The organism is Microcoleus sp. AT8-B5 (assembly GCF_036705565.1).
GTDB lineage: Bacteria > Cyanobacteriota > Cyanobacteriia > Cyanobacteriales > Microcoleaceae > Microcoleus.
In genome coordinates this window covers 58,406-79,351 of the sequence record NZ_JAUBUY010000013.1, presented here as the reverse complement: position 1 = coordinate 79,351, position 20,946 = coordinate 58,406, and the positions used below count along the sequence as shown (strand labels likewise).

General features: G+C 45.3%; 24 protein-coding genes and 1 tRNA gene. 6 read left to right on the top strand and 19 right to left on the bottom strand.

The annotated features are described in order from the left end of the window. Positions 1-66: 66 nt before the first annotated feature. From QUB39_RS11530 to QUB39_RS11520, 3 genes are all read right to left on the bottom strand, one after another. Positions 67-927, bottom strand: a complete 861-nt coding sequence (locus tag QUB39_RS11530) for an EamA family transporter (protein ID WP_333208911.1) — start codon at positions 925-927, stop codon at positions 67-69. Next, on the bottom strand, positions 924-1,661 hold the full coding sequence (locus tag QUB39_RS11525; protein ID WP_333053583.1) for an ABC transporter ATP-binding protein: 738 nt from the start codon (positions 1,659-1,661) through the stop codon (positions 924-926). Before QUB39_RS11525 ends, QUB39_RS11530 begins: the two co-directional genes overlap by 4 nt. Positions 1,662-1,874: 213 nt before the next feature. Continuing rightward, positions 1,875-2,687 carry an ABC transporter ATP-binding protein gene (locus QUB39_RS11520; RefSeq protein WP_333053582.1) on the bottom strand — a complete coding sequence of 271 codons (813 nt, stop codon included), beginning with the start codon at positions 2,685-2,687 and terminating at the stop codon, positions 1,875-1,877. 202 nt (positions 2,688-2,889) lie between these two features. Between QUB39_RS11520 and QUB39_RS11515 the strand changes: the two genes are divergently transcribed. Together QUB39_RS11515 and QUB39_RS11510 are read left to right on the top strand one after the other, a co-directional pair. Next, the gene (locus QUB39_RS11515; RefSeq protein ID WP_333053581.1) at positions 2,890-3,663 is read left to right on the top strand and encodes a Uma2 family endonuclease; all 774 of its coding nucleotides are present in this window, start codon (positions 2,890-2,892) and stop codon (positions 3,661-3,663) included. Between the two features lie 72 nt (positions 3,664-3,735). Next, a complete protein-coding gene (locus QUB39_RS11510) occupies positions 3,736-5,604 on the top strand; it encodes a tetratricopeptide repeat protein (protein WP_333208914.1) in 1,869 nt (622 codons plus the stop codon). 417 nt (positions 5,605-6,021) lie between these two features. Here QUB39_RS11510 and QUB39_RS11505 read toward each other — a convergent pair whose 3' ends face one another. Further along, the gene (locus tag QUB39_RS11505; protein ID WP_333053579.1) at positions 6,022-6,657 is read right to left on the bottom strand and encodes a L,D-transpeptidase; all 636 of its coding nucleotides are present in this window, start codon (positions 6,655-6,657) and stop codon (positions 6,022-6,024) included. Positions 6,658-7,472: 815 nt separating this feature from the next. On the opposite strand from QUB39_RS11505, the gene QUB39_RS11500 reads away from it, so the two are divergent. Continuing rightward, the gene (locus tag QUB39_RS11500) at positions 7,473-7,973 is read left to right on the top strand and encodes an autotransporter (protein WP_333053578.1); all 501 of its coding nucleotides are present in this window, start codon (positions 7,473-7,475) and stop codon (positions 7,971-7,973) included. A gap of 312 nt (positions 7,974-8,285) precedes the next feature. After that, complete coding sequence (locus QUB39_RS11495; protein ID WP_333208916.1) at positions 8,286-9,632, top strand: sorbosone dehydrogenase family protein; 1,347 nt, start codon at positions 8,286-8,288, stop codon at positions 9,630-9,632. Positions 9,633-9,718: 86 nt separating this feature from the next. Here the strand turns inward: QUB39_RS11495 and QUB39_RS11490 are convergent, their stop codons facing one another. The 7 genes from QUB39_RS11490 to QUB39_RS11460 form a co-directional block, all read right to left on the bottom strand. Continuing rightward, positions 9,719-10,153, bottom strand: coding sequence for a DUF6575 domain-containing protein (locus QUB39_RS11490; protein WP_333053576.1), 435 nt, complete (start codon positions 10,151-10,153; stop codon positions 9,719-9,721). Positions 10,154-10,234: 81 nt separating this feature from the next. After that, positions 10,235-10,681, bottom strand: coding sequence for a hypothetical protein (locus QUB39_RS11485; RefSeq protein WP_333053575.1), 447 nt, complete (start codon positions 10,679-10,681; stop codon positions 10,235-10,237). 121 nt (positions 10,682-10,802) lie between these two features. After that, complete coding sequence (locus QUB39_RS11480) at positions 10,803-11,369, bottom strand: DUF924 family protein (RefSeq protein WP_333208918.1); 567 nt, start codon at positions 11,367-11,369, stop codon at positions 10,803-10,805. Between the two features lie 143 nt (positions 11,370-11,512). Then, positions 11,513-11,869, bottom strand: a complete 357-nt coding sequence (locus tag QUB39_RS11475; RefSeq protein ID WP_333053573.1) for a peptidoglycan-binding domain-containing protein — start codon at positions 11,867-11,869, stop codon at positions 11,513-11,515. Between the two features lie 202 nt (positions 11,870-12,071). Then, complete coding sequence (locus QUB39_RS11470; RefSeq protein WP_333053572.1) at positions 12,072-12,515, bottom strand: peptidoglycan-binding domain-containing protein; 444 nt, start codon at positions 12,513-12,515, stop codon at positions 12,072-12,074. A 128-nt stretch (positions 12,516-12,643) separates the two neighbouring features. Beyond that, complete coding sequence (locus QUB39_RS11465) at positions 12,644-13,282, bottom strand: ThiF family adenylyltransferase (RefSeq protein WP_333208920.1); 639 nt, start codon at positions 13,280-13,282, stop codon at positions 12,644-12,646. A gap of 12 nt (positions 13,283-13,294) precedes the next feature. Next, positions 13,295-14,122 carry a hypothetical protein gene (locus QUB39_RS11460; RefSeq protein WP_333208922.1) on the bottom strand — a complete coding sequence of 276 codons (828 nt, stop codon included), beginning with the start codon at positions 14,120-14,122 and terminating at the stop codon, positions 13,295-13,297. A gap of 269 nt (positions 14,123-14,391) precedes the next feature. Between QUB39_RS11460 and QUB39_RS11455 the strand changes: the two genes are divergently transcribed. Then, positions 14,392-14,784 (top strand): DUF4189 domain-containing protein, encoded by a 393-nt coding sequence (locus tag QUB39_RS11455; RefSeq protein WP_333053569.1) that lies wholly within the window; start codon positions 14,392-14,394, stop codon positions 14,782-14,784. Positions 14,785-14,927: 143 nt separating this feature from the next. Here QUB39_RS11455 and QUB39_RS11450 read toward each other — a convergent pair whose 3' ends face one another. Next, positions 14,928-15,269: a hypothetical protein gene (locus tag QUB39_RS11450; protein WP_333149124.1), complete on the bottom strand. Its 342-nt coding sequence runs from the start codon at positions 15,267-15,269 to the stop codon at positions 14,928-14,930. Between the two features lie 462 nt (positions 15,270-15,731). Here QUB39_RS11450 and QUB39_RS11445 point away from each other — a divergent pair, with 462 nt between their 5' ends. Next, the gene (locus QUB39_RS11445; protein ID WP_333208924.1) at positions 15,732-15,986 is read left to right on the top strand and encodes a DUF433 domain-containing protein; all 255 of its coding nucleotides are present in this window, start codon (positions 15,732-15,734) and stop codon (positions 15,984-15,986) included. Between the two features lie 34 nt (positions 15,987-16,020). On the opposite strand, the gene QUB39_RS11440 is transcribed toward QUB39_RS11445, so the two are convergent. The 7 genes from QUB39_RS11440 to QUB39_RS11410 all read right to left on the bottom strand — a co-directional run bounded on the left by QUB39_RS11440 (position 16,021) and on the right by QUB39_RS11410 (position 20,942). Then, on the bottom strand, positions 16,021-16,398 hold the full coding sequence (locus QUB39_RS11440) for a type II toxin-antitoxin system PemK/MazF family toxin (RefSeq protein ID WP_333208926.1): 378 nt from the start codon (positions 16,396-16,398) through the stop codon (positions 16,021-16,023). Continuing rightward, the gene (locus QUB39_RS11435; protein WP_333208928.1) at positions 16,392-16,832 is read right to left on the bottom strand and encodes a type II toxin-antitoxin system prevent-host-death family antitoxin; all 441 of its coding nucleotides are present in this window, start codon (positions 16,830-16,832) and stop codon (positions 16,392-16,394) included. Before QUB39_RS11435 ends, QUB39_RS11440 begins: the two co-directional genes overlap by 7 nt. Before the next feature lie 70 nt (positions 16,833-16,902). Then, positions 16,903-18,342: a hypothetical protein gene (locus QUB39_RS11430; protein WP_333208930.1), complete on the bottom strand. Its 1,440-nt coding sequence runs from the start codon at positions 18,340-18,342 to the stop codon at positions 16,903-16,905. A 527-nt stretch (positions 18,343-18,869) separates the two neighbouring features. Continuing rightward, a tRNA-OTHER gene (locus tag QUB39_RS11425) sits at positions 18,870-18,940 on the bottom strand. Between the two features lie 209 nt (positions 18,941-19,149). After that, a complete protein-coding gene (locus QUB39_RS11420) occupies positions 19,150-19,350 on the bottom strand; it encodes a hypothetical protein (RefSeq protein ID WP_333053565.1) in 201 nt (66 codons plus the stop codon). A gap of 124 nt (positions 19,351-19,474) precedes the next feature. Continuing rightward, positions 19,475-19,654: a radical SAM protein gene (locus tag QUB39_RS11415; protein ID WP_333208932.1), complete on the bottom strand. Its 180-nt coding sequence runs from the start codon at positions 19,652-19,654 to the stop codon at positions 19,475-19,477. Between the two features lie 325 nt (positions 19,655-19,979). Further along, positions 19,980-20,942 (bottom strand): GNAT family N-acetyltransferase, encoded by a 963-nt coding sequence (locus QUB39_RS11410; protein WP_333053564.1) that lies wholly within the window; start codon positions 20,940-20,942, stop codon positions 19,980-19,982. Positions 20,943-20,946 lie beyond the last annotated feature (4 nt).

Below are 20,946 nucleotides of genomic sequence, written 5' to 3'. Positions count from 1 at the left end.
AGGGCGCAGAGTACGCAGAGGAAGAGAAGAGAGAGATGGATGATTTCGAGTTTCTGAGGTTTTAAGCTATAAACTGATAAATAAAACTCCCAAAATCATGATTCCGGCCCCTAATAATCTTTGTTGAATATCTTTTTCCTTAAAAATTAAATGACCGAACAATACACCCATTAACACGCTAGTACGCTTAATCGCGATCACTTGCACTACGAAAGTTAATGTCAAAGCTTGCATTTGAAAAAGGACTCCCATAGCATTTAAAGACCCCATAGCAGCTAGCATTGGTAATTGTTTGAGAATTTTTCGCCCTGGATTTGGGGTTTTGTGCAATAAAACTGGCAGTAGCAAGACACTGATTGTACCAAACAAAGAGAATAACCAAAAAATAGGGGAGGAATTTGTAACTCCTATTTTGTCAAAATTTGAGGCAATACTCCATAGCAATGCGACGATTAACATCAATTTTGGCCCGGGTTCATCCAGGAGTGCTTTGAATGGGGCTAAATATCCTTTAGATTTCTCTTTTATATTTAATAAATAAGAGCCGAGTACGATTAGTAAAATGCCAATATAATCAAAGATTTTGGGATATTCCCCGACAATTAATGGTGAAGTTACCAACATAAATAATGGTGTCAAAGCTACCAGCGGGAGTGTCAGGGATAAATCTGATACTTTGATGGCTTTGATGTAGAGGAGGGATGTGACAGCGTTGATGCTACCTCCGATTAATAGGGCGAGCCAAAATTGAGAGTTTAATGCCGGAATTCCTGTATAAACTACCCAGGGAATCAAAAAGATGACTGAAAAAAATGAGAGAGACCAAGCGACGACATATTCGTCACTTTTTTTGAGGTTTTGTTTCCCAAAAACGTCTTTTACGGCTTCAAAGAAAGCGGTCAAGAGTCCTAAAATTAACCAAGTCATCCTAAATATGCGCTCCTGACTCGCTCGTCGTTTAGCAAATCTGCTCCAATACCTGTGAGAGTAATGTTACCAGCTTCTAGCACGTAACCCCGATCGGCAATTTGCAGTGCTAAACTGGCGTTTTGTTCGACTAAAAGGATTGTAACGCCTGTGGAACGCAGGTTTTGAATAATTCCGAAAATTTCTTTGACGATCGCGGGTGCTAAGCCTAAACTAGGCTCGTCTAATAATAGCAGCTTCGGGCGCGACATCAGAGCGCGGGCGATCGCCAGCATTTGCTGTTCCCCGCCGCTGAGGGTTCCTGCTAGCTGGCGGCGCCTTTCTGCTAGGCGCGGAAATATCTCAAATTGGCGCTCTAAATCGGCTTTTACTGCTGCCGAGTCCGATCGAATATAGGCCCCCAATTCTAAGTTAGTTAACACCGTTTGCTGCGCCAAAACCCGCCGCCCTTCTGGGCTATGGGCGATTCCCAATTTCACAACTTCGTGAGCTTGGCGGCGACTAATATCGCGCCCGTTATAAATAATTTGTCCTTGTCGCAAATTAACTATTTTGGAAATAGCTCTCAATGTGGTACTTTTGCCCGCACCGTTGGCGCCGATGAGACTGACAACCTCGCCCGCATTAATCGTGATATTAATATTTTGTATGGCTTGAATTCCACCATAATTTACAGAAACATTCTTGAGTTCTAAGAGGATATTTTGAGATATTTGGGGTGGGATTTCGTGCATTTTCTGTGACTTTGAGTTTGAGGTACATTGCGATTTAATGTTGGGTGGGGGCGGGTTTATGAGATTGTTATTTTTAGGCAATTATTGTCGGTGAACCCGCCCCTACAGAATGTGTAATAATGGTGCAATATGTGATTTTTTAATATTACTCTTAGTCCGCGTAAACGGACATTGTTTGTGTAGACGCGATTTCCAATCGCCGGGTTTCCTTAGTTATTTTTCATCTCCCAAATAAGCCTCAATAACCGCCGGGTCATTCCTGACAATAGCAGGCTCGCCCAAGGCAATAAGCTGACCGAAATGCAAGACGGCAATGCGATCGCACAATCCCATAACTAGCGGTACATGATGCTCGATCAATATTACAGTTAAATTGAATTGTTGGCGCACTTCTCGGATAAATTCGCTTAATTTGTGCTTTTCATTGGGATTCATCCCCGCTGCTGGTTCATCTAACAGCAATATTTGCGGTTCTAGGGCTAAAGCGCGGGCAATTTCTAAGCGCCTCTGGTCGCCGTAGGGCAAGTTTTTCGCTTGTTCGCCCGCGCGATCGCCCAATCCGACTAAATCAAGCAATTCTAAGGCTTTTCGCTGGGTTTTGCGTTCCATTGCGTTAGATGCTGGCAAGCCGAAAATCCCCGCCAGCACCGCTAAAACTGGATTGCCCGATCGACTGTGGATGTGTCGGGCGATCGCTACATTTTCCACAGCAGAAAGTTCCCCAAATAACCGGATATTTTGAAAAGTTCTGGCAATACCTTTATTAGCAATTTGATAAGGCTTCAATTGGGAAATATTTTCATTTTGATAAATCAGGTTGCCACTAGAAGCAGGTATCAGTCCAGTCATGAGATTAAATAGAGTTGTCTTGCCCGCGCCGTTAGGGCCGATTAATCCAAAAATCTCGTTTTTTTCAACTGTAAAAGATACGTTGTTTACAGCAATTAAGCCGCCAAAGCGACGGGTTAATCCTTGTGCTTCTAAGATGGAATTGCTTTTTGAGATGGTAACAGTTTCTGAAATCACAAAAAACTCGATAAAATCTGCAATCTAATTATGCCTCACATTTGTATTTTAATAAATAGCCTCCCGCTTGAAAATCATTTACTGATTACCAATTATCCATGATTAATTACTAGGCATCTAGCTGATTCAACGGAAAACCGCTATAATATTACAATTGCCGTACCGCTTCAATCTCCTCAAGCCGTCTCGCCTGGGTAATCTTATGACGATGTACGTACCGGATTCGCAGCCTTCGCAAACAAAAGTCCTCCCTACGATGTATGATTTACCCAGTGAAGACCCGGAGGAACCCGGTTTGCCTGACGAATTCCACGAGTTTCAACCGGAACTGCTGCGTTTAACCTGCCGCCCCGCTAACCATCCGCCAGAACAAATATTTATAGCGACAGACCTCAATCTCTACTACGATTCTAACCATCTCAATTGGTACAAAAAACCTGATTGGTTTGTCGTCTTGGGGGTTCCGAGATTTTATCGAGGTGACGAATTGCGCCTCAGCTACGTGATGTGGCAAGAAAATGTCAGTCCTCTGGTAGTAGTGGAACTGCTGTCACCTGGAACTGAAGAGGAGGATTTAGGAATCACAGAAGAAGCACCAAATAAACCGCCTACTAAGTGCCGAGTTTACGAACAGATTTTGGAGATTCCTTACTACTTTGTTTTCAGTCGGTACAACAATCAACTGAGAGTATTTCGTTTGATTGGCAATCGTTACCGCGAACAAGTTTTAACCGAGCCGCGATTCTGGATACCGGAATTAGAATTAGGTATAGGTTTGTGGGAAGGTTGTTATCAAGGTTGTTCGAGATTGTGGCTGCGTTGGTACGATGTCAGTGGCGATTGGGTTCTGACTCCAGAGGAGTTTGAAAGGCAGCGAGCTGAATTAGAAAGTCAGCGAGCTGAATTAGAAAGTCAGCGAGCAAACCGATTAGCCGATCGACTGCGAGCAATGGGCATTAATCCAGATGAGCTGTAAAATTAAATAGCAGCATGAAATGGTGCAAGCTGCAAGCGCTGTCCATAAAAACTTATTAACTAAAAATAAATTATGCCAGACTCTACCTCACTGCGCGATCGCTACCTAGCACTAATCGACAAAATTGTCGAAATCACCCTCAAAGGTCAAATTCGCTCCAAAGAACAAGTTTATCAAATGCTGGTGCAAGACATTAGCACCGGTACTGGCGAAATATTTGAACGCTGTTTCGGCGAACGCCTTGATGCAGCCGAAAATCAACTCAGAAATGAAAAAGACGAAATCAAACAAGCAAAGGCAAATCGCAGCCTCAGAGCTCTCAAAACCATCCAAGGAGAATGGGAACGCTGGCAGAAAGATAACCGCGTCGATCGCGCAATTGCATCCTCAATCCAACAAATCGTTAGTGCTGAATCTAATGCCCGCCTCCTGGCATTATTGCAAGTAATCGATCCGAATAAAGAACATCCGCTGACTCTCGCTCAATTGCAGCAATTGGCAAAATCTCTGCACCAACAAATGCTGCAAACTGCCAATCCCGAAACCGAACAAGATTTGCAGCAAATCACCGCCGGCATCGCTAAAGGTTTAGAATCTTGGCAGCGTTTGGAACCGGAACTTGTGGGCTGGATTTATCAGCCGCAGCAGCTAGGATTTGCCGGTAGTCCAGAACAAAATGGGCCTTGGGCTTTTTGGGCTAAAAAAGTTAACAGTCCCTTTCCCCAGGCTCTTTTAAATACTATTGCCCTCGGTGAATCTGTAGTTCAATTCGCAGCCCAGCAATCGAATTTAGATTTAGGCATATTGGTGGAAGTGGCGATTATTTTGCAGTGCTTGCAGCGGGCGTTGGCGACATGGTTTGACAAGCAAGTTTACGATTCCAAAGTGTCAACAAAAGCTTCAATTTCTACTTACATTACTTTTGCGGTAATTTGGAGTCAGCTAGCTAGTGGATTTAATAATTCTACCAAGAGCGGGGAACAGTTGGCAAATGCTTGTTTTCAAGTAACTTTGCAAATTTTGCGCGCTTTTTCTCAGCGGGAATATTTTCCGCTTTACGGGGGGATTTTTGCTTCGTTTGATGGTAAAGCTCTGCGTCATACTTTGGATTATTTAGATGAACCGCTGCGGCGAGTTGAAGGCACTCAAGCGAAAGCTCGGATTCTGACGCTTTTGGGTTATTCGATGCAGGCGGCTGGGGCCTATGAGCGATCGCTCTTGCTGCACAAGCAAGCGCTGGAAATTGCCCGTACCGAAGGAGACAAAGCTTGCGAAGTTGCCAATCTCAATCACATCAGCCGCAACTATGTTGCTCAAAAAAATTATCAGGAAGCGATTAATTACAGCCAGCGGGCTTTAATTATGGCACGACAAACGGGAGAGCGACAAGGCGAGGCAAATGCTCTGGCTAATTTGGGTTACAGCGAAGTGTTTCAAGCGCGGCAGTTGGAGGAGGTGGAACCGGAGGTTTATGAGAGTGCGATCGGTTATTTGGAACAAGGTTTGTTGCTATCGGAAAAATTGGGAGACAGGCAAAGTCAAGCTTTTTGTTCCAGCAGTCTCGGTATTGCTAAAATCGCCCTGGAAAATGCTGAAGCTGCGATCGAATATTTGCTCAAAGGTTGGCAAGCGGCTCAATTTTCAGGGGATTTATATTTGCAAGGTCTGAATTTGGCTTACTTGGCTCAAGCTTATTACAGAATCAACTCACTAGAAAAAGCGATATTTGCAGGCAGTTTAGGAATGTATACTTTGGAGCAAATTGGTGCGATGGAGTGGCGTCAATCGGCTGGTTTGTTGACCATTTTGCAGGGTCAAATGGGGGCGGAATCTTTTAAACAAGCTTTGGCTAAAAGTCGAGCGAATATCATTCCGGCGATCGGTGTTGATGGCTACGATTACATCCCGGAGTTGCTGGAAAAATACCAGCAATCTATTTAATATTATGTCCGATCGATTAACCATAATATCCCGGCGGGGCGGGTTTTTGAGATTGTCAATTATTGGCAGATATTGTTGTTGAACCCGCCCCTACCTGATTTCGGGCGAAGCGAAGCGGAGGGAATCGACCGGACATGATATAACTCTTTGTTGTGGAACAGGCCGGAAAGCCTCTTGCTGACAGAGGTTTAAGGTGTAAGTTCTAACTCGCCGAAAATCACCATTATCAATTAGTATTTCATGGGCGGGCTCTCCTGCCCAACCCCTACTCCCCACAAGAAAATTGAATTTTTGTGGAACAGGCATCTTGCCTGTATTGAATTTTTGTGGAACAGGCATCTTGCCTGTATTGAATTTTTGTGGAACAGGCATCTTGCCTGTTCCTAGATATTTTGATGCACCCCAAACTCCAAATAATTAATGCTCAACTATCACCGGTGTGCCAACGGCGACTTTCTCAAATAAAGCCTGTGCGTCTTTATCAAACATTCTGACGCAGCCGTGAGAAGCCGCCCCCCCGATCGACTCTGGATTCGGAGTGCCATGAAAACCAATCACATTCTTGCCATCCGTCCAAAACCCCATCCACCTACTTCCTAATGGATTGTCTGGCCCAGCAGGAATAAGTTCTCCTGTCCAAGGATTTTGCCAAACTGGATCTTTGATCATTTGCATAACTTTAAAATTGCCCGTAGGAGTTTCCCACCCGCCTTTTCCCACAGCAACCGGGAAACTGGTTTGCACCTTATTTTGTCGGTAAACATAGACGCGGCGTTCTCGCAATTTCAGCACTAAACGCACTTCCTCAATAGGATTTACCGCAGGCTGTGGTTCCTGGGGAATATAACGAAATGGTTCTCCCAAGGGAGGCAGTTCTGGGGTTCCGAGATTCGGCAATTGTGTCTCGGAGGTGGGCCGCTGCGCTGCGATCGCACTATTGCTTGAATTAGCCACCACTTCGGCAGTCGTCTGCTGCTGTATGCCGATCGACAGCGAGGCTGCACTCAAGCTCAGTACAATTAACTTGTTAAACAAAAATTTGCTCTTCACCATTGTTTTCTTCGCTAAACTCCTCACCAGCATTTCCTACAAAGTTCCGATCTAATTATCCGCCAACCGCACCCGCTCGGAAAAATTTTGAGTGGGCTTTTTGACCAAGAATTTCTTCATGTGGTACCCGCCACGTGATTTATCCGTGGAATCAATCCCCAATCCCAAATCCTTGCATCCTCAAGCCCCCGGATTTATCTCGCGCAAGTCAATCGAAAATCTCAAATTTAAAATCTAAAATCGAATGACGGCAACTGCGCTGTACAGTTTTTAGTTGAAATTCCACCACTGATAACTGGTAACTCAACACAAAGCTTAGGCAATAATACCAAAACCACAAGGTTTTTATAAGTGGCTCAGTGGAGTTACGCAATAGAATGTCGTGAGAAAACCCGGTTTATGCGTAAATATTGCCAGAAAATGATTAGATTTTACCTCCGACTAATTAGATTTTTTAGCAATGACCGACTGGGGATCGAGTATTCAAACTATGGCGCTGCTGTATCCGGCAATCACAATCTGTCTTTGGGTAGAGTTCTCCCCCAGCAACAGTTAGGTGGGCGGAAAAAAACGGCAACGGTCGATCGAATAAACTCAATATATCACGGCAACACTCTAGAGATGCAAACCGCTGAACTTGTTGTAAATCGGGAACTTATGATGTAAAATTTAGTCTTTCAATACTTGTTCGATAATCTTTTTTTGAGATTGTCATAAATTTCCTACTTTGGGGATTAAACTGGATTAGGTATAGAGGTTGGGACTTTCGTGCAGCGGAAGCAAACCCGACCCTGAATAGCAGTTAATGTGAGGTTTCAATGCGTCTTCAGAACATCAAATTATTGACAGGTGCAACACTGTCGGTGGTAATTTCGGCGGTCTCAGTACATCCTGCGATGGCTAACCCTGCAACTCAAATAGCCCAAACGCAGACCACCACAACAGCAAACACTACAACCATTGTCGGTTTTGTCAAAAGTATTGTCGGCGACGTAGTAACTATTCGCGAAGAAAGCGCGCCGTACAGGACTCTCAGGGTTCAAAGATGCGTCCTGAGAATTATTGGCTTAGTACCGGGAATGAAAGTCAGAGCCACCGTCGCCGGATCTCAGATCCAAAATATCGCGGTGATCCCCGATTATAAGGTGGTAGCCACAACGGTTGCTCGTCCCGCAACCCCAGCACCGGCACCGCGTCCGGCTCCAGAACCCCCACCGCGTCCGGCTCCTCGTCCGGCTCCGGCTCCGGCTCCTCGTCCGGCTCCCCGTCCAATTCCGGCTCCGGCTCCCCGTCCGGCTCCTGTGAGAGGACTTTGGTAGAGCTAGGTTATACGATTTTAGATTTTAGATTTTAGATTGAAGATTGAAGATTGGGAATGACAATCAAGCAATTTGATCCGGGGCCCCCGGATTAATTCGTGGGATTGCTTTCTTCAATCTAAAATCTAAAATAGCAAATCTAAAATCGATTGACTGATGAAGATCAAGGTTTGGAACACGGGCCTACACTTGCATTCTTTTTGGCAACTGGTATCAGTACATGGAATTAAGCCACCGCGCCGGCGGTGGCTTAGCTGTTGAATAGCAGTTAGAATAATAGAATTGTCCAGCAATTGTGGAGAAATCGCTGCTATGTATTACCTGCGTTTCTTGCTGCTAATTCTGCTGTTGCCGATGATTGCGTGCGATCGAGCTACAGATGCGAGATCCCCTGCTGTGGGCGACAACAGCCCCGTCTCGCAAATTCCCTCCCGTGCACCGCTGACAAATGTTGGGACAAATCAAATTGTACCGACCAAACCGCTGTCGCCGCAGCCAATCCGTATTGTTGCAACTGCTTTGCCGCAGCCAGGAGCCAGCGACAGCGCCTCAAAACCTCCTCAAGTAATACCGATTCCCGCATCGCCAGTGCTGCGAGTGCCTCCTGGCTTTGTCGTCAACGTTTTTGCTGACAATTTAGACGCTCCCCGATGGCTGGCTTTGACGCCGACAGGCGATGTTTTGGTCACAGAAACCAGGCAGAATCGGATTACACTGTTGCGCGATGCCAACCGCGACGGGGTTGCTGAGGTTCGCAAAACTTTTGCCAGTGTCCAAAACGGGTTAAATATTCCCTTTGGCATGGCTTTTGCCGATCGCTATTTTTTCCTCGGAAATACCGCTGAAGTCCGCCGATTTCCCTACACAAAAGGGCAGGAACAATTGACAGGTACCGGTCAAAAAATTGCTGATTTACCGGGCGGCGGCTACAACCAACACTGGACGCGAAATGTTGTCGTTTCCCCCGACAATAGCAAGCTTTTCGTCTCAGTTGGATCGCAGTCTAATGCCGATGTCGAACCGCTGCCGAGGGCGTCTGTTCAAGTGATGAATTTGGACGGCAAGAACCAACAAATTTTTGCTTCTGGGTTGCGAAATCCGGTGGGATTGGATTTTCACCCAAAAACCAATCAACTCTACACGACAGTCAACGAACGCGACGGTTTGGGAGATGATTTGGTGCCGGATTACTTGACAAGAATTCGTCAAGGCGAGTTTTACGGCTGGCCTTACACTTATTTTAAGCCGAATTTGCTCGACCCGCGCCACGCCAGAAACGGCAATAGCGATCGACCTGATTTAGCGGCTAAAACATTAATGCCAGACGTGCTGTTTCAGGCGCACTCGGCGGCTTTGGGGCTTCAGTTTTACGACGGCAAAACGTTTCCCAAAAGATTTCTCAACGGCGCATTTGTGGCGTTTCGCGGCAGTTGGAACCGGAACTCTGGAACTGGTTATAAAATCGTGTTTGTACCTTTTAATGCGGCGAACGGACGCCCTCAAGGTTATTATGAGGATTTTCTGACTGGTTTTCTCACAGATCCGTCTGGCCCGAAAACTTGGGGGAGGCCGGTTGGTTTGCTGGTTTTACCTGACGGGAGTTTGCTGTTTACTGAGGAAGCGAACAACCGGATTTATAGGGTGCAGTATCGCGGCTGACGATTGGGCGATGGATTAGATCCTGACTTCTTCAAGAAGTCGGGGCTCGGGTTTTTTAGTCAGCTTCAAACCTTGCTAAGTTGAGATTAGCCGGAAATTTTTTGAAAAATTAATAACCTATCTTCTTCCGCAGTTTCGCGATTTAAATCAGACAGTTCGTAATAGGAATCTGTTTCTGGCAAGTAGATTGCCGGTAAATTATCAGGCAGAATTAAATAAGTGTTTTTTACCTGTAAATCATTGTCTATATCTAATGAATATAGAAATCCGTCAACAGGATTTACAATTAACTCGTGCAATGAAACTTGTCCCTCTATGTAAAGCTTGAGAGTTAGTTGTGCAACTCTGAAAACCAACCAGCGATTGTACAAATTATCTACATCGCACCAAGAATAAAGATAGCTATCGCCGTATTCATTCTCAAAAAGCGATAGTAGCGGGCCGTCGAAATACTCTAAATTGACTATGCTTCTGAGAGTTAGAGGAAATTTACTTAGTTTAAATCCGATTAATTGTTCCACTTTTTTTAGCTTATAAGAAACTAAATCAAAGGATAACCAGTCAAAATTACATTGTGACCTAAGAATTTATCTTCATGGTGGTCAGTATTTTAGCGTTTCCTTGACTCCGAGTTTGCTTGGCTCAAAGATAGAGACCATTTGACAGAATTTATGGAATACAGTGTAATACTCTTCCCCCCTATCAAGATCGTGCCAAAATCTTTGGTTGTGCATTGCTTCTCTTGCATAATAGCCAAAGGTGTACAGTGCAATTTCCTTTTTCATTATCCCAGACATAATCATAAAGTAAATCTCTTCCAAAAAGCAGATAAATACCTCTTTTTCCTGTTTTGTGACTGATGTGCTGCTATATCTATCTTGCAAAAGCTCACAGACTTTCTGGATTGACTCGTTCTCATCGAATCTTTGGCTCATCTCATGAAATTTCTCATATCTACGTATCCTATTGAGATCTACGAACTCAAGAATGCCTTTCACAAAAGCTAGGATTCCTATTAGTCCACCAATAGCTTCAATAAAGTTTTTCATGATTATATATCAAGTGGGAAGAGATGATAATTATTCCGTATTATACTGATGATCGGCAAAAAAGTCATGGTGGGGTTCACCAGTATTTATACTGATCGCAAAAAAGTTTTACGATCGCCCTTTAAAATCCCGAACCGGGTTGTCTCAGAAATTCCGCTTCTTCCGGGGTTGTTTCGCGTCCGAGAATTTCATTGCGGTGGGGAAATCTCCCAAAACGCTCGATTATTTCCAAATGATTCTGCGCGTATTCAATGACTGAATCGCTGTCTGGTTCGCCGCTGAGTTGGCGAAATAGTTCGACAGATTTTTGCTGGTTTTCTAAGTTTTCGCTGTGTTCAAAAGGCAAATAAATAAACCATTTTTGTACAGTAACCAATTCGCGATCGAATTTATTATTAACAGCGTATTCGGCGGTGGCTAAAGCTTTGTTGTCTGTGGCGAATGCTTGGGGCGTTCCGCGAAACATATTGCGCGGAAATTGATCGAGCAGTATAATTAATGCGAGGCAGTTGTCGGGGGAATCTTGCCATGAGTCGAGTTTACCGGAGGCGGCTAGTTCGTATTGCGGCAGAAATCGCGCTCGCACTTGGGCATCAAAATCCGCATCTTTTTCAAACCATTTCTTGTGGACTTTGCCAAACTCAGGAGAGTGCGATCGACCAAACCAAAAATCTAAAACTTCATTCATTAGCAATCTAGTATGCGATTGATTGTTGATTAAAGCTTCTGTGTCTGTAGTTGCACAAAATGCGCTATCTGTCCAACTACAAACCGCAGCGATTAATGATTAGCAATGATGACTTAGGAACTTTTGTTGTCCGGTGCTTAAAGTTACAAACTAGCAAACAGTCTGTCCCAAGTTTGGCCTCCCACAACTCCGTCTACAGGAATATGAGCTTGCCGCTGAAATCTTTTCACTGCATTTTCGGTTGTCGGACCGAAAACGCCATCAATTGCGATCGGGTATCGGGACAAGCCCCGCGCGTTCAACAACTTTTGCAGTTTCTTCACATCGTGCCCTTTCGAGCCGCATTTTAAAATCCTTTTATGGTGTTTCACTGCTGGTCGATGGCAATCATCAGTGTAGCAAACTGCGGAACCCGCTGCATAGTTGGCTCTACTTGTGCCCGTCAAAACTAATAGGGCGAGAACTGCTAGTAAATAATAAAAAGTCTGTGATCCTGCCATATTTTCCCTGTTAATTTTTCATTCGAGCGACCAAACCAAAAATCTAAAACTTCATTCATTAGCAATCTAGTATGCGATGGATTGTTGATTAAAGTTCCTGTGTCTGTAGTTGCACAAAATGCGCTATCTGTGCAACTACAAACCGCAGCGATTAATGATTAGCAATGATGACTTAGGAACTTTTGTTGTCCGGTGCTTAAAGTTACGAACTAGCAAACAGTCTGTCCCAAGTTTGGCCTCCCACAACTCCGTCTACAGGAATATGAGCTTGCCGCTGAAATTTCTTCACTGCTGCGAGAGTTGTCGGGCCGAACACGCCATCAACTACGATCGGGTGTGGGGACAAGCCCCGCGCGTTCAACAACTTTTGCAGTTTCTTCACATCTGCCCCTCTCGATCCGTGTTTTAAAATCCTTTTATGGGGTCTGACTTCTGGTTCGTTGCAATCATTAGTGGGGCAAATTGTGCTGCCCGCTGTATAGTTTGCTGCATTGGCGCCAGTCAAAACTAATAAGCCCAGAACTGCTACTAAATAATAAAAAGTCTGCTGCTTAGGCTTAGGCGGAGGCGGAGGCGGAGGCGGAGGAGGGGGCGGTTTTGGCTTGCATTCTAGTGAAATAGTACCAGTACAAACTTGTTCGGACATACTTTCCCTGTTAATTTTCTCAAGCGTATGTTGTAGGTTTGACGATCTCTTTCGAGGGTGAGAAACCGGGTTTCTGAGATGGAGGCATCCAATCTTGACCGAGTTTCTGGCAACAGTCAACCGACATTCTACAATATAAGTGGCTTTACTGCAAAATCTCCGATCGTGCAAGTTAAATTTTGTTGCTGTTTGGTAGCAGCAAAGGTAACAATTACTTCGCAGGCAACTGCAACTGTCAGCATTACCAAGTTTCTCGCCAGCGGGTAATCGCAAACGTCATCATTCGCGGCTGAAGGAACCCGATAGTGTTGGTTCCAAATTATTTCCGAGTAATCTGCAGCTAATCCGACGTGCACGCAGGGAAGGGAGGCACTCGCACAGTAATCCTTGACTGCTTGTCGCCCGACACTGTTATCAAAAGTATCGATGACTGTGGCGCTGACAGCAAGCAGCCGATCGACATTTGCGGGCGTCAATTCTTTTGAGTGCGCGTCAATGCTGACTCCCAAAGCGCGGTAGAGGTGGTTGGCGAGAATTTTGGCTTTGAATGCGCCGATGTCCGATCGATAATAGGGTTGAGTGGAAAGGTTGCGCTCTTCGATGCGATCGCGATCGATGACTTTTAACTGGCAAAAGCCCGATCGCGCCAGACTTTCTGTAATATTCGCACCCAAAGCGCCCGCCCCGCACACCGTTACCGGGAAATTTTTTATCTGCGACATCACGGCGGCACTTCTGTAAAGTTGTTCGTGAAAAAATATACTCATGGTAATCAAGAATTATCGATTTTCGACGACTCCAACCAATGAATGCAAGTCGAAGTCTTTGTCCAATCCGCTGAGACAAATCCCCGCACTCATAACTGTCAAGTCATTTTTGGCGATCGCAGAAGTGTGATGTTCTCCGGTTCCGCTAGTCCATTCAACTAGCCAATAATTTTCGCGATCTAAAAAATCCCGCAATTCACCGCCGCCCATTTTCAATGCCCCCTGCAAGCGCTGTTCATCCCGCACTTTTGGATCGAAATCTTTAATATTTCGGGACACCAATTCGTAAACAGTTCGCATTTCCGGCGTCATCCCTTTAAAGCGAACTTCTTGAGGCAAAATCAACTTTTTTAAAGCTGCTTTTAACTTCTCAGATGGCAGCAGATCGGCGCGCCTGTCAATCTCTTCAAACCACAAACAATGACCGTCCCAGCGCGCAACAATCGGCTCAAACTGCGAACCTTCAGTTACTAAATGGACTGGTACTGGTTTCGCTACACCCGTGCGCTGTTTAGCATCAGATTCGTTAACAGGATAAGCCAGCCAGGTTTGCCCTTGCAGCACGTAAGCCAAGTGCAAGCGAACGGGGAGGAGGAGTTGCAAATACTCGGCCACTTGCGGCAAACTCGGCTCCTCAATTACCGCAGCTATTTTCTCATTTAATGGCGCAAAAATAGCCCATCCTTCAAAGTTTTGTGGCTGCGGTACAAAAGTATAAACCATTGAGCTAACTCTTATCCGCACGCTTCCCCCACGCACGCAAGGAGCCAGGAATTGAGTATCGAGTAGGTGCGCTTCTTGGGCAGCGAGTTGGCTGAGGATTTTGCGGATATCTGCCACTGAATTGACCTCCTTCATCTTACAGGACTTACGCATAGGGAATCAGAAACCGGGTTTTTTACAAAAATATTTCGTTCCCGCCCGCCGATTCGCTAAAAAACCCGGTTTCTAGGCATCGGAATGGGTAAGTCCTGTCTTAACTTTTTTACCTAACACACTTTTAAATTAAATAAATATAAAGATTCATCAATACTGTTGACGCGAATCAATACCCTAATATAATATTGAGCGAACCTCCCAATTTAACCTTGTAGATATATCGCGTAAATATGCTGCAAAAGCTTTTTTCTAAGTGGGTTGTAGTCACAGCTTTGACACTTCCTCTTTTTGGCTCAGTCCAGGTAGCTAAAGCTCAGGACAGCTATGGAGCTACTGCTTATTCTCCGACTTCTGACGCCACTGGTATTAGTTGGGATCATGCTACGGAGAAAGAAGCACTAAACGCAGCAGTAGCCGCTTGCAATGAACAAAGCGGAGGTGCTAACGACTGCGAACCGCTGACATCTAATAGTAATAATTGTGGAGCGATCGCCGTAGGCAAAGGAGGAGCAGGTGCGGGCTGGGGCGACGATAAAGCCGCAGCAGAAGCTCAAGCTCTCGCGGGTTGCAGCGAACTAGAGGGCGGCAGTTGTAAAGTGCAGCTTTCAGCTTGCAACAACTAATTAAACTGATAAAAATCGGTGGAAGAGGTGTATATGTTGGCTGCTAAAACAGCTTAAAAAATAGTAAATGTATGGTGTGCATTGCACACCATACCAAATACAACTCAGCTAAAATTAGGGTACGCAATGCACACCCTACGCAGTTAATCTCCTACTTCGGAAGTAACTGCATCTGGTGGCAGCAAACTTTCTAATCTATCTTTAGACCAATATTCAGTAGGGTAAGCGAGTGCAATAATATCAGAGAGTCGAATCAGCCACGTAACTTGTCCGTAAGCATCGATATTTTCCGCCTGTTCGTTAGGGGGAACTATCACCAAAAGTTCCGCAAACTCCCCGAACAAATTAATCGGGATGCCGCCGAAACTGCTATTATTTGTTTTAATCCAAACTTTACTGCCTCGATCGAGAGCTTCTTGCAGTCGCTGGGAGAGCAAACTGGATTTTTTGACCTGGGATTTTTTGGCTTTCGACTTTTTTCCCATAGTTTTAAGAAGTTAAAGTAGTTGTATTGTGGGTTGCACTGTGGATGGCACAGTCCGTTAGACAGTGGGTTGAGATTTAGTGCGATCCTCTTAGTTGGCGTAGCCCCCGTAGGGGCGGGCTTGGCTAACGCGGTTCGGTATTGAAACGGACTGAAGGAAAAAGGGATCTCGCCCCGTCGCTACCCCATTAGTCTAGTCTATAAGAAAGTGCTGTACTGCGATCGTAATAACAATTTAATCGCAAAATCGCGAAATGACACCAGTTCCCAAAAAATGCGACTCTAGCCAAGCTTCAAACCCTTAATTCATCAGTGATTCCCAATCTAAAATCTAAAATCTAAAATCTAACATGGTATGACCTGCGGTGGCACTGTTACAAAGTCAGTCAACGAGGCCCGTGTTTCTACTGTGCCCAAATACTGTATAATCGGCGGAATCTTCCCCAATCGTTTAAGTAAAACAATGGACTGGCGAAAGCTCATTCATCCAAACCCGAAAGCTTCAACAAGTCAACCAGCAGCACCAGAAACTCGATTGTCTGTAGAATTTTTGCTAGGGCTCTTTGCTGCGGGATGGACTCAACAGCAGGTGTTAGAAAAATATCCCGCACTGACTTCGGAAAAGTTACGCGCTGCTTTGGCTGCTGCGGATTCCCACTTAGTCTCAGCCATCGCTAATCCAGAGTTACTAGAAATTATCGCTCAAAGTAGAGAATAATTTAAAATAGGTAAAAACTGACCAAATTAAAACTTCAATTCTCCTGTTGCTCACTTGAATCTATTTCTCTTGGTTTAGTCACAAGTGCTAATCCTGCGAGAATCTGTCGGACTCGTTCCTGAGATAGTTGGCCAATTTTATCTGTCAACAAAGCCTTATCTACGGTAAAAACTTGAGACACATTCACTACGCTTTGTTCTGCTAGATCAGCTTCTCCTGCTTCAAGCAATACATTACCTATCGCCCTCGCTCGTCTGAGATTAGTAGTCAATGCACAAACAATAACAGTTCTGATTAGAGAAATGTTCAGAACATCGTTTTGAATCACGACATAAGGACGAATATAGCCTGGTTCCGAACCTATCGGTTGTCCCAAATCTATCCAGTAGATATCCCCCTGACAACTTACCATTCTGTTTCTATGAATTGTCGCTGATGCTGACGCATTCCCTCTAGCATAGCTTGCTCTGACGAATCTAGTCCATCTGCATAAGCATCATTGATACTGTCTAGCAGTTGTCGAGCGCGATCGTTTTGTAAGCAGTCACTAGCGCTCGCTACCTCACTTTCATCAAGCCCAGATTTTGGGCAAATTTCATCGAGCGTCTGAGGTTGAACAACTCTTGCTTTAGCTCTCTTTAATGCTGCAAACAAACGAGTTGCATTGGCAGGCGACCTCAGCAAATAAATGGTTTCTAGTAAACTTTCTAATTCTGCCTCAGAAATCAAAACCGCATTTTTACCGTTAGGCCTATTAATAACTATTACTTCGCCAGTTTCAACAGCGCGATCGCAGAGATGTTCTAAATTTGCTTCAGCGTCAGTGTATGTAATCTCAGTTGACATACAATTCTAACTCCCACTAACTTTGCGAGGATAGCCCGCGAGCTTAACTCACGAGCCATGCCCAATTATATCACTTATCATCCCTCACAGGCAGCGACGTATCCAGAATTTCCATCAACAATTCCAGCCGCGAAGGACGGCTCAACATCGGCACTAAATTCGGCAAGGAGTAGTAATCCCCGGCAAACGTAAAGGTTTCCACCGCTACTTGTTTGTCCTTCAATTGCTTCTGGACATATTCGCACCAAGCACCAACTCGCACAATCACAACATCAGGATTTACCCCCAAACTGCGGCAGTAATTCTGATAAGCATCTGCAAAATAAGGCGCAGAGTTTTCGCCTTCATCTGTTACGATAATGAATTGCTCCACAACCTGCTTTTTAATTCGCATTGCTTCCACCGCGCAACCGCAACTTGTGCCGCCGCCACTGCGAATGTGCTTGAAAGCGCGTTCCCAGTCTGTCAATTCGCTGCCGTTTGCTTGCACTGGATACGGCATCGTGTCAAAGGCGTAGACGAACAGTGCAGCCTCGGAAATGCCCGAAATCAAAGCAGCGAGACGCTTCCCGACTTCGATCGCACTTTCCATCGAACCAGACTTGTCAATCAACAAACCAGTTGCTTTCGCAATCTTCCCGCGCTTCTTCACCTGTTCGTTTGTCACCGCTTCCAGCTTCGCCGCCGTTGCTGCGTCGAAGTTGGCGCCCGCACCCGCCACACTCGCTTTGTAAGCAGAAACCCGATCGCACTTTGCCGCTTCATCCAGCTTCGAGTCAATCAACTGCTTGACTTCCGGGTGATCCATCGCGCCGCGCGACTGAATCGATTTCAAATTGTTGATGACTTCCTGGGGCGACATCGAGTTAATCAGCGCCGCCAAAACTGTTGGCGTTAGCTGTCCGATCGCACCAACTGCGATCGTATACGGAATCTTGTACTCAACAATCAAATTCGCCTGTTCCGCAGGTGTCGCCGCCTTCGCCAACTGCTTCAACACGAATGCCAGAGAGTCTTCCGGCGGATTGTCTTTAAACAGGATAGCATTAGCGCGATCGCTCGGCTTGACGTGCAGCGTTGCGTACAAATGCTTCATCGCCTTGCGGTTGCGGATGGCGGCGCGATCGAAAAACTGTGCATTCTTTTCCCGCGATTTCAGATAGCGAGTGACAGCAGTGCGCGCACTGCGGGGCACCTTATTCTGATGCTGTTTCATAAAGTCCACAATCCGCGAAACCTCGTAGGGAGGGAACTCTTGCAGCATCATAAAACCGGCATCTCGGTGTTCCGTCAGCGCCGAAGTTAGCAAATTTCCGGCAAAAACTTCCTTGTGATCGCGCACGTCGCCGTGGCGTTGATACCACACTGCTAAATGACCGTAAAAAATCGGATCTAATTCGATAATTAACTTGTGAATTTCTGCTACTTTTTCTAATTGGCGGTGAGGAGTTGTGAGGAGACTGTTGAGCATTTCCAAACGCAAATCGCGCTCTAATACATTCATATTCATTGCTGTCACCTAATATTTTGCACCTATCGCCTTAGTCCGCCAGGGATTGAAATCCCTGGCTCAAAGCTTAAGTCCTCTTAAGAGGACTGAAATGCGTGTTTAAAAATGTATTTTCGGTGATTAAAAACCAAGAAAAACAAATATCTTTAGTCCTCATAGCGAGGACTTTAGCTATTAGACAGGGATTTCAATCCCTGGCGGACTATTTCGGAGTCGAGTGACTTCAAATCTGGTTCAACCCAATTAATCCGAGCTTCCCAGGACATCAGGCGATCGCGCGTCTAGTAGCGAAATGGTAAAGTGCGATCGGCATATTTTGCAATCAAACCGTTAGCCAGATGTACGATCGAGTAATTGTGACTTTCATCGGCGAGATATCGGCCAACATTTTCTCATGGCTAATACCAATTTATTTTTGAGGACGGAAGTCTTCAATACAAACAGGATTACTTAATTATTATCCTGAATTAACCACAAGAGCTGATAGCGCCTCAAAAGTCACTTCGCGCAAGTTAAGAAAGCCATTTGCACATACGCAGGAGTTGAACCAGCGACCTTTTCTTTAAAGAGAAATGCTCTACCAATGAGCTAGTATGTAAGCTTCCTTTGTTGGGGCGCGAAGTGGAAATTTTAAGCGCCGGATAGATATAAAAAATTCAGCTATAAAAGGCAGCGCACAAGTCAGAGAAGCTTTAGCCTCGCGGCAAGTAGGAATTGAACCTACAATTCGATTTTAAGTCGAACGTATCCAGTTTGTAAGCTTCTTTTGTTAGGGTGCGCTGCCTAATACGTGCTTTAAGTGAATTTCTAGCCGTAAACGGCTTCTGGGCGAACAATTAAATCGCCACTGGGACGGCGATCGAGCACGTAAGAATCGAAGCGAGATCCCTTGACATCAAAATGATTTGCCAGACGTTCCTTAATAGCTTTGTCGCTCATTCCTGCCGCGATACCCAGTTGGTTTTCCGCCAGATCGTAGGAACGTCCTTCAAAACGAATGTGAACCATTACCGATACCTCCTAGAGCAATTTTTGATTTTGGATTAGTAGCTTATCTGCTCTCGACTTTGGCTTTTTGTGAGACGCGGGCAAATTGCCAGTATCGGTAAAGATTCACGAAATCTGATAATCTTTACTGAAAGAAGCGCCGTTCTAAATGATAAGCTTGTTTAATTTTGCGGATTTCCTCAGCCTTTTTGGTTGATTGAAATCTGGCTGAAATTTTCTGTTCTGAATCCGCATTAAATTCGTTGAAATTAGACTGATTTCGTACAACATCTGACTCGGATCGAGTCAATTTGTAACCGAACATTTTCGTATAAAGTAACAACATGACCATCGAGTCTATATTGCAAGACTTTCAAATTGATGTTCGTTGAAAATTTGAGCAATATTTAGTTGTCAAGGTTCAGAATTTGCACGAAAAATACAGGTTTTTGCTTGTCCTGCGCTTTCCATATTTATATGCTACATAAATACTACACAAGTGTCAAGGGGGTAGCAAAAGTTTTTTAGATAAAACTTACACGAGTGGCGAGAAACCGGGTTTTTTTACCAAAATATTTCGTTGCCACCCGCAGATTCGGTAAAAAACCCGGTTTCTTGGGTCAAAGGGCGATCGCAATCTGTAACATCGATCAAACATCCTTAACATAGGAAATGCTGTTGCGAATATTGTGGAAGCCAGCAGACTCGTAAAGTCGCATCGCACCTGATGAATTTGCAGCATCGACGCCGATAATAGCAGTAGCGACACCGGCAGCTTTCAGTCGATGCAAACCAGCCAGCAACATTGCTCGTCCCAATCCAATTTTGCGGAAGCCACGCCTAGTGCCGAGACAAGCAATCCAGCCTTCATTGCGCCCGGTACGATCGCACTCTTGCACACTAATCTCGCAGTAACAAAAACTGACAAATGTGCCGTCATCAGCAACAGCAATCAAGTCTAAATCATTTCTGTAATCGGGTTTAGCTAACTCGTGCTTAAATTTATCCACCGTTAAATCGTGATGATTCCAGTGATCGATAAATGACTGGTTGAACATTTCTACCCAAGCTGCCGCATCCTGTTCGCCGGGGAACTGAATGAGGGCAAAACCTTCGGGGAATTGCGGTTCTGGGATCGGTTCAGAGAGCGATCGCGCCATTCGGCAAAAATAGCGATCGGCCTTAAAACCGCAACTTGTCAGCACAGAAATGCGATCGCAATCCTCAGCGCGAGCATAGGTTCGCAGCTTCACGCGCCCGCCCCGCATTGCAGACACTTCGCGCATCCGCACTTCACCCCAGGCGATCTCGGCTGCTTCCACATCGCCTCCGCGCGCGTCGGGGTGAACGCGAAACCACAACCAACCGTCAATTACTTCCCCCGGTTCAGAAACGGACAACTGAGCAAAACCGATTAATTTTCCTTCCGCATCTTCCCAAAGGCGGATATCGCGGGCTACATCTAGGGACGGTTGGTTAAATTCTTGTTGTAATTCCGAGATGGAAGTGCCTTCATCGAGCCGATCGACTTCTTCGCAAGTATTGATTAAATGGGCGATCGCATCTAAATCGCGATCGCCCCCATAGCAGCGCGCCGAGAGATTTGCCATCATAGCT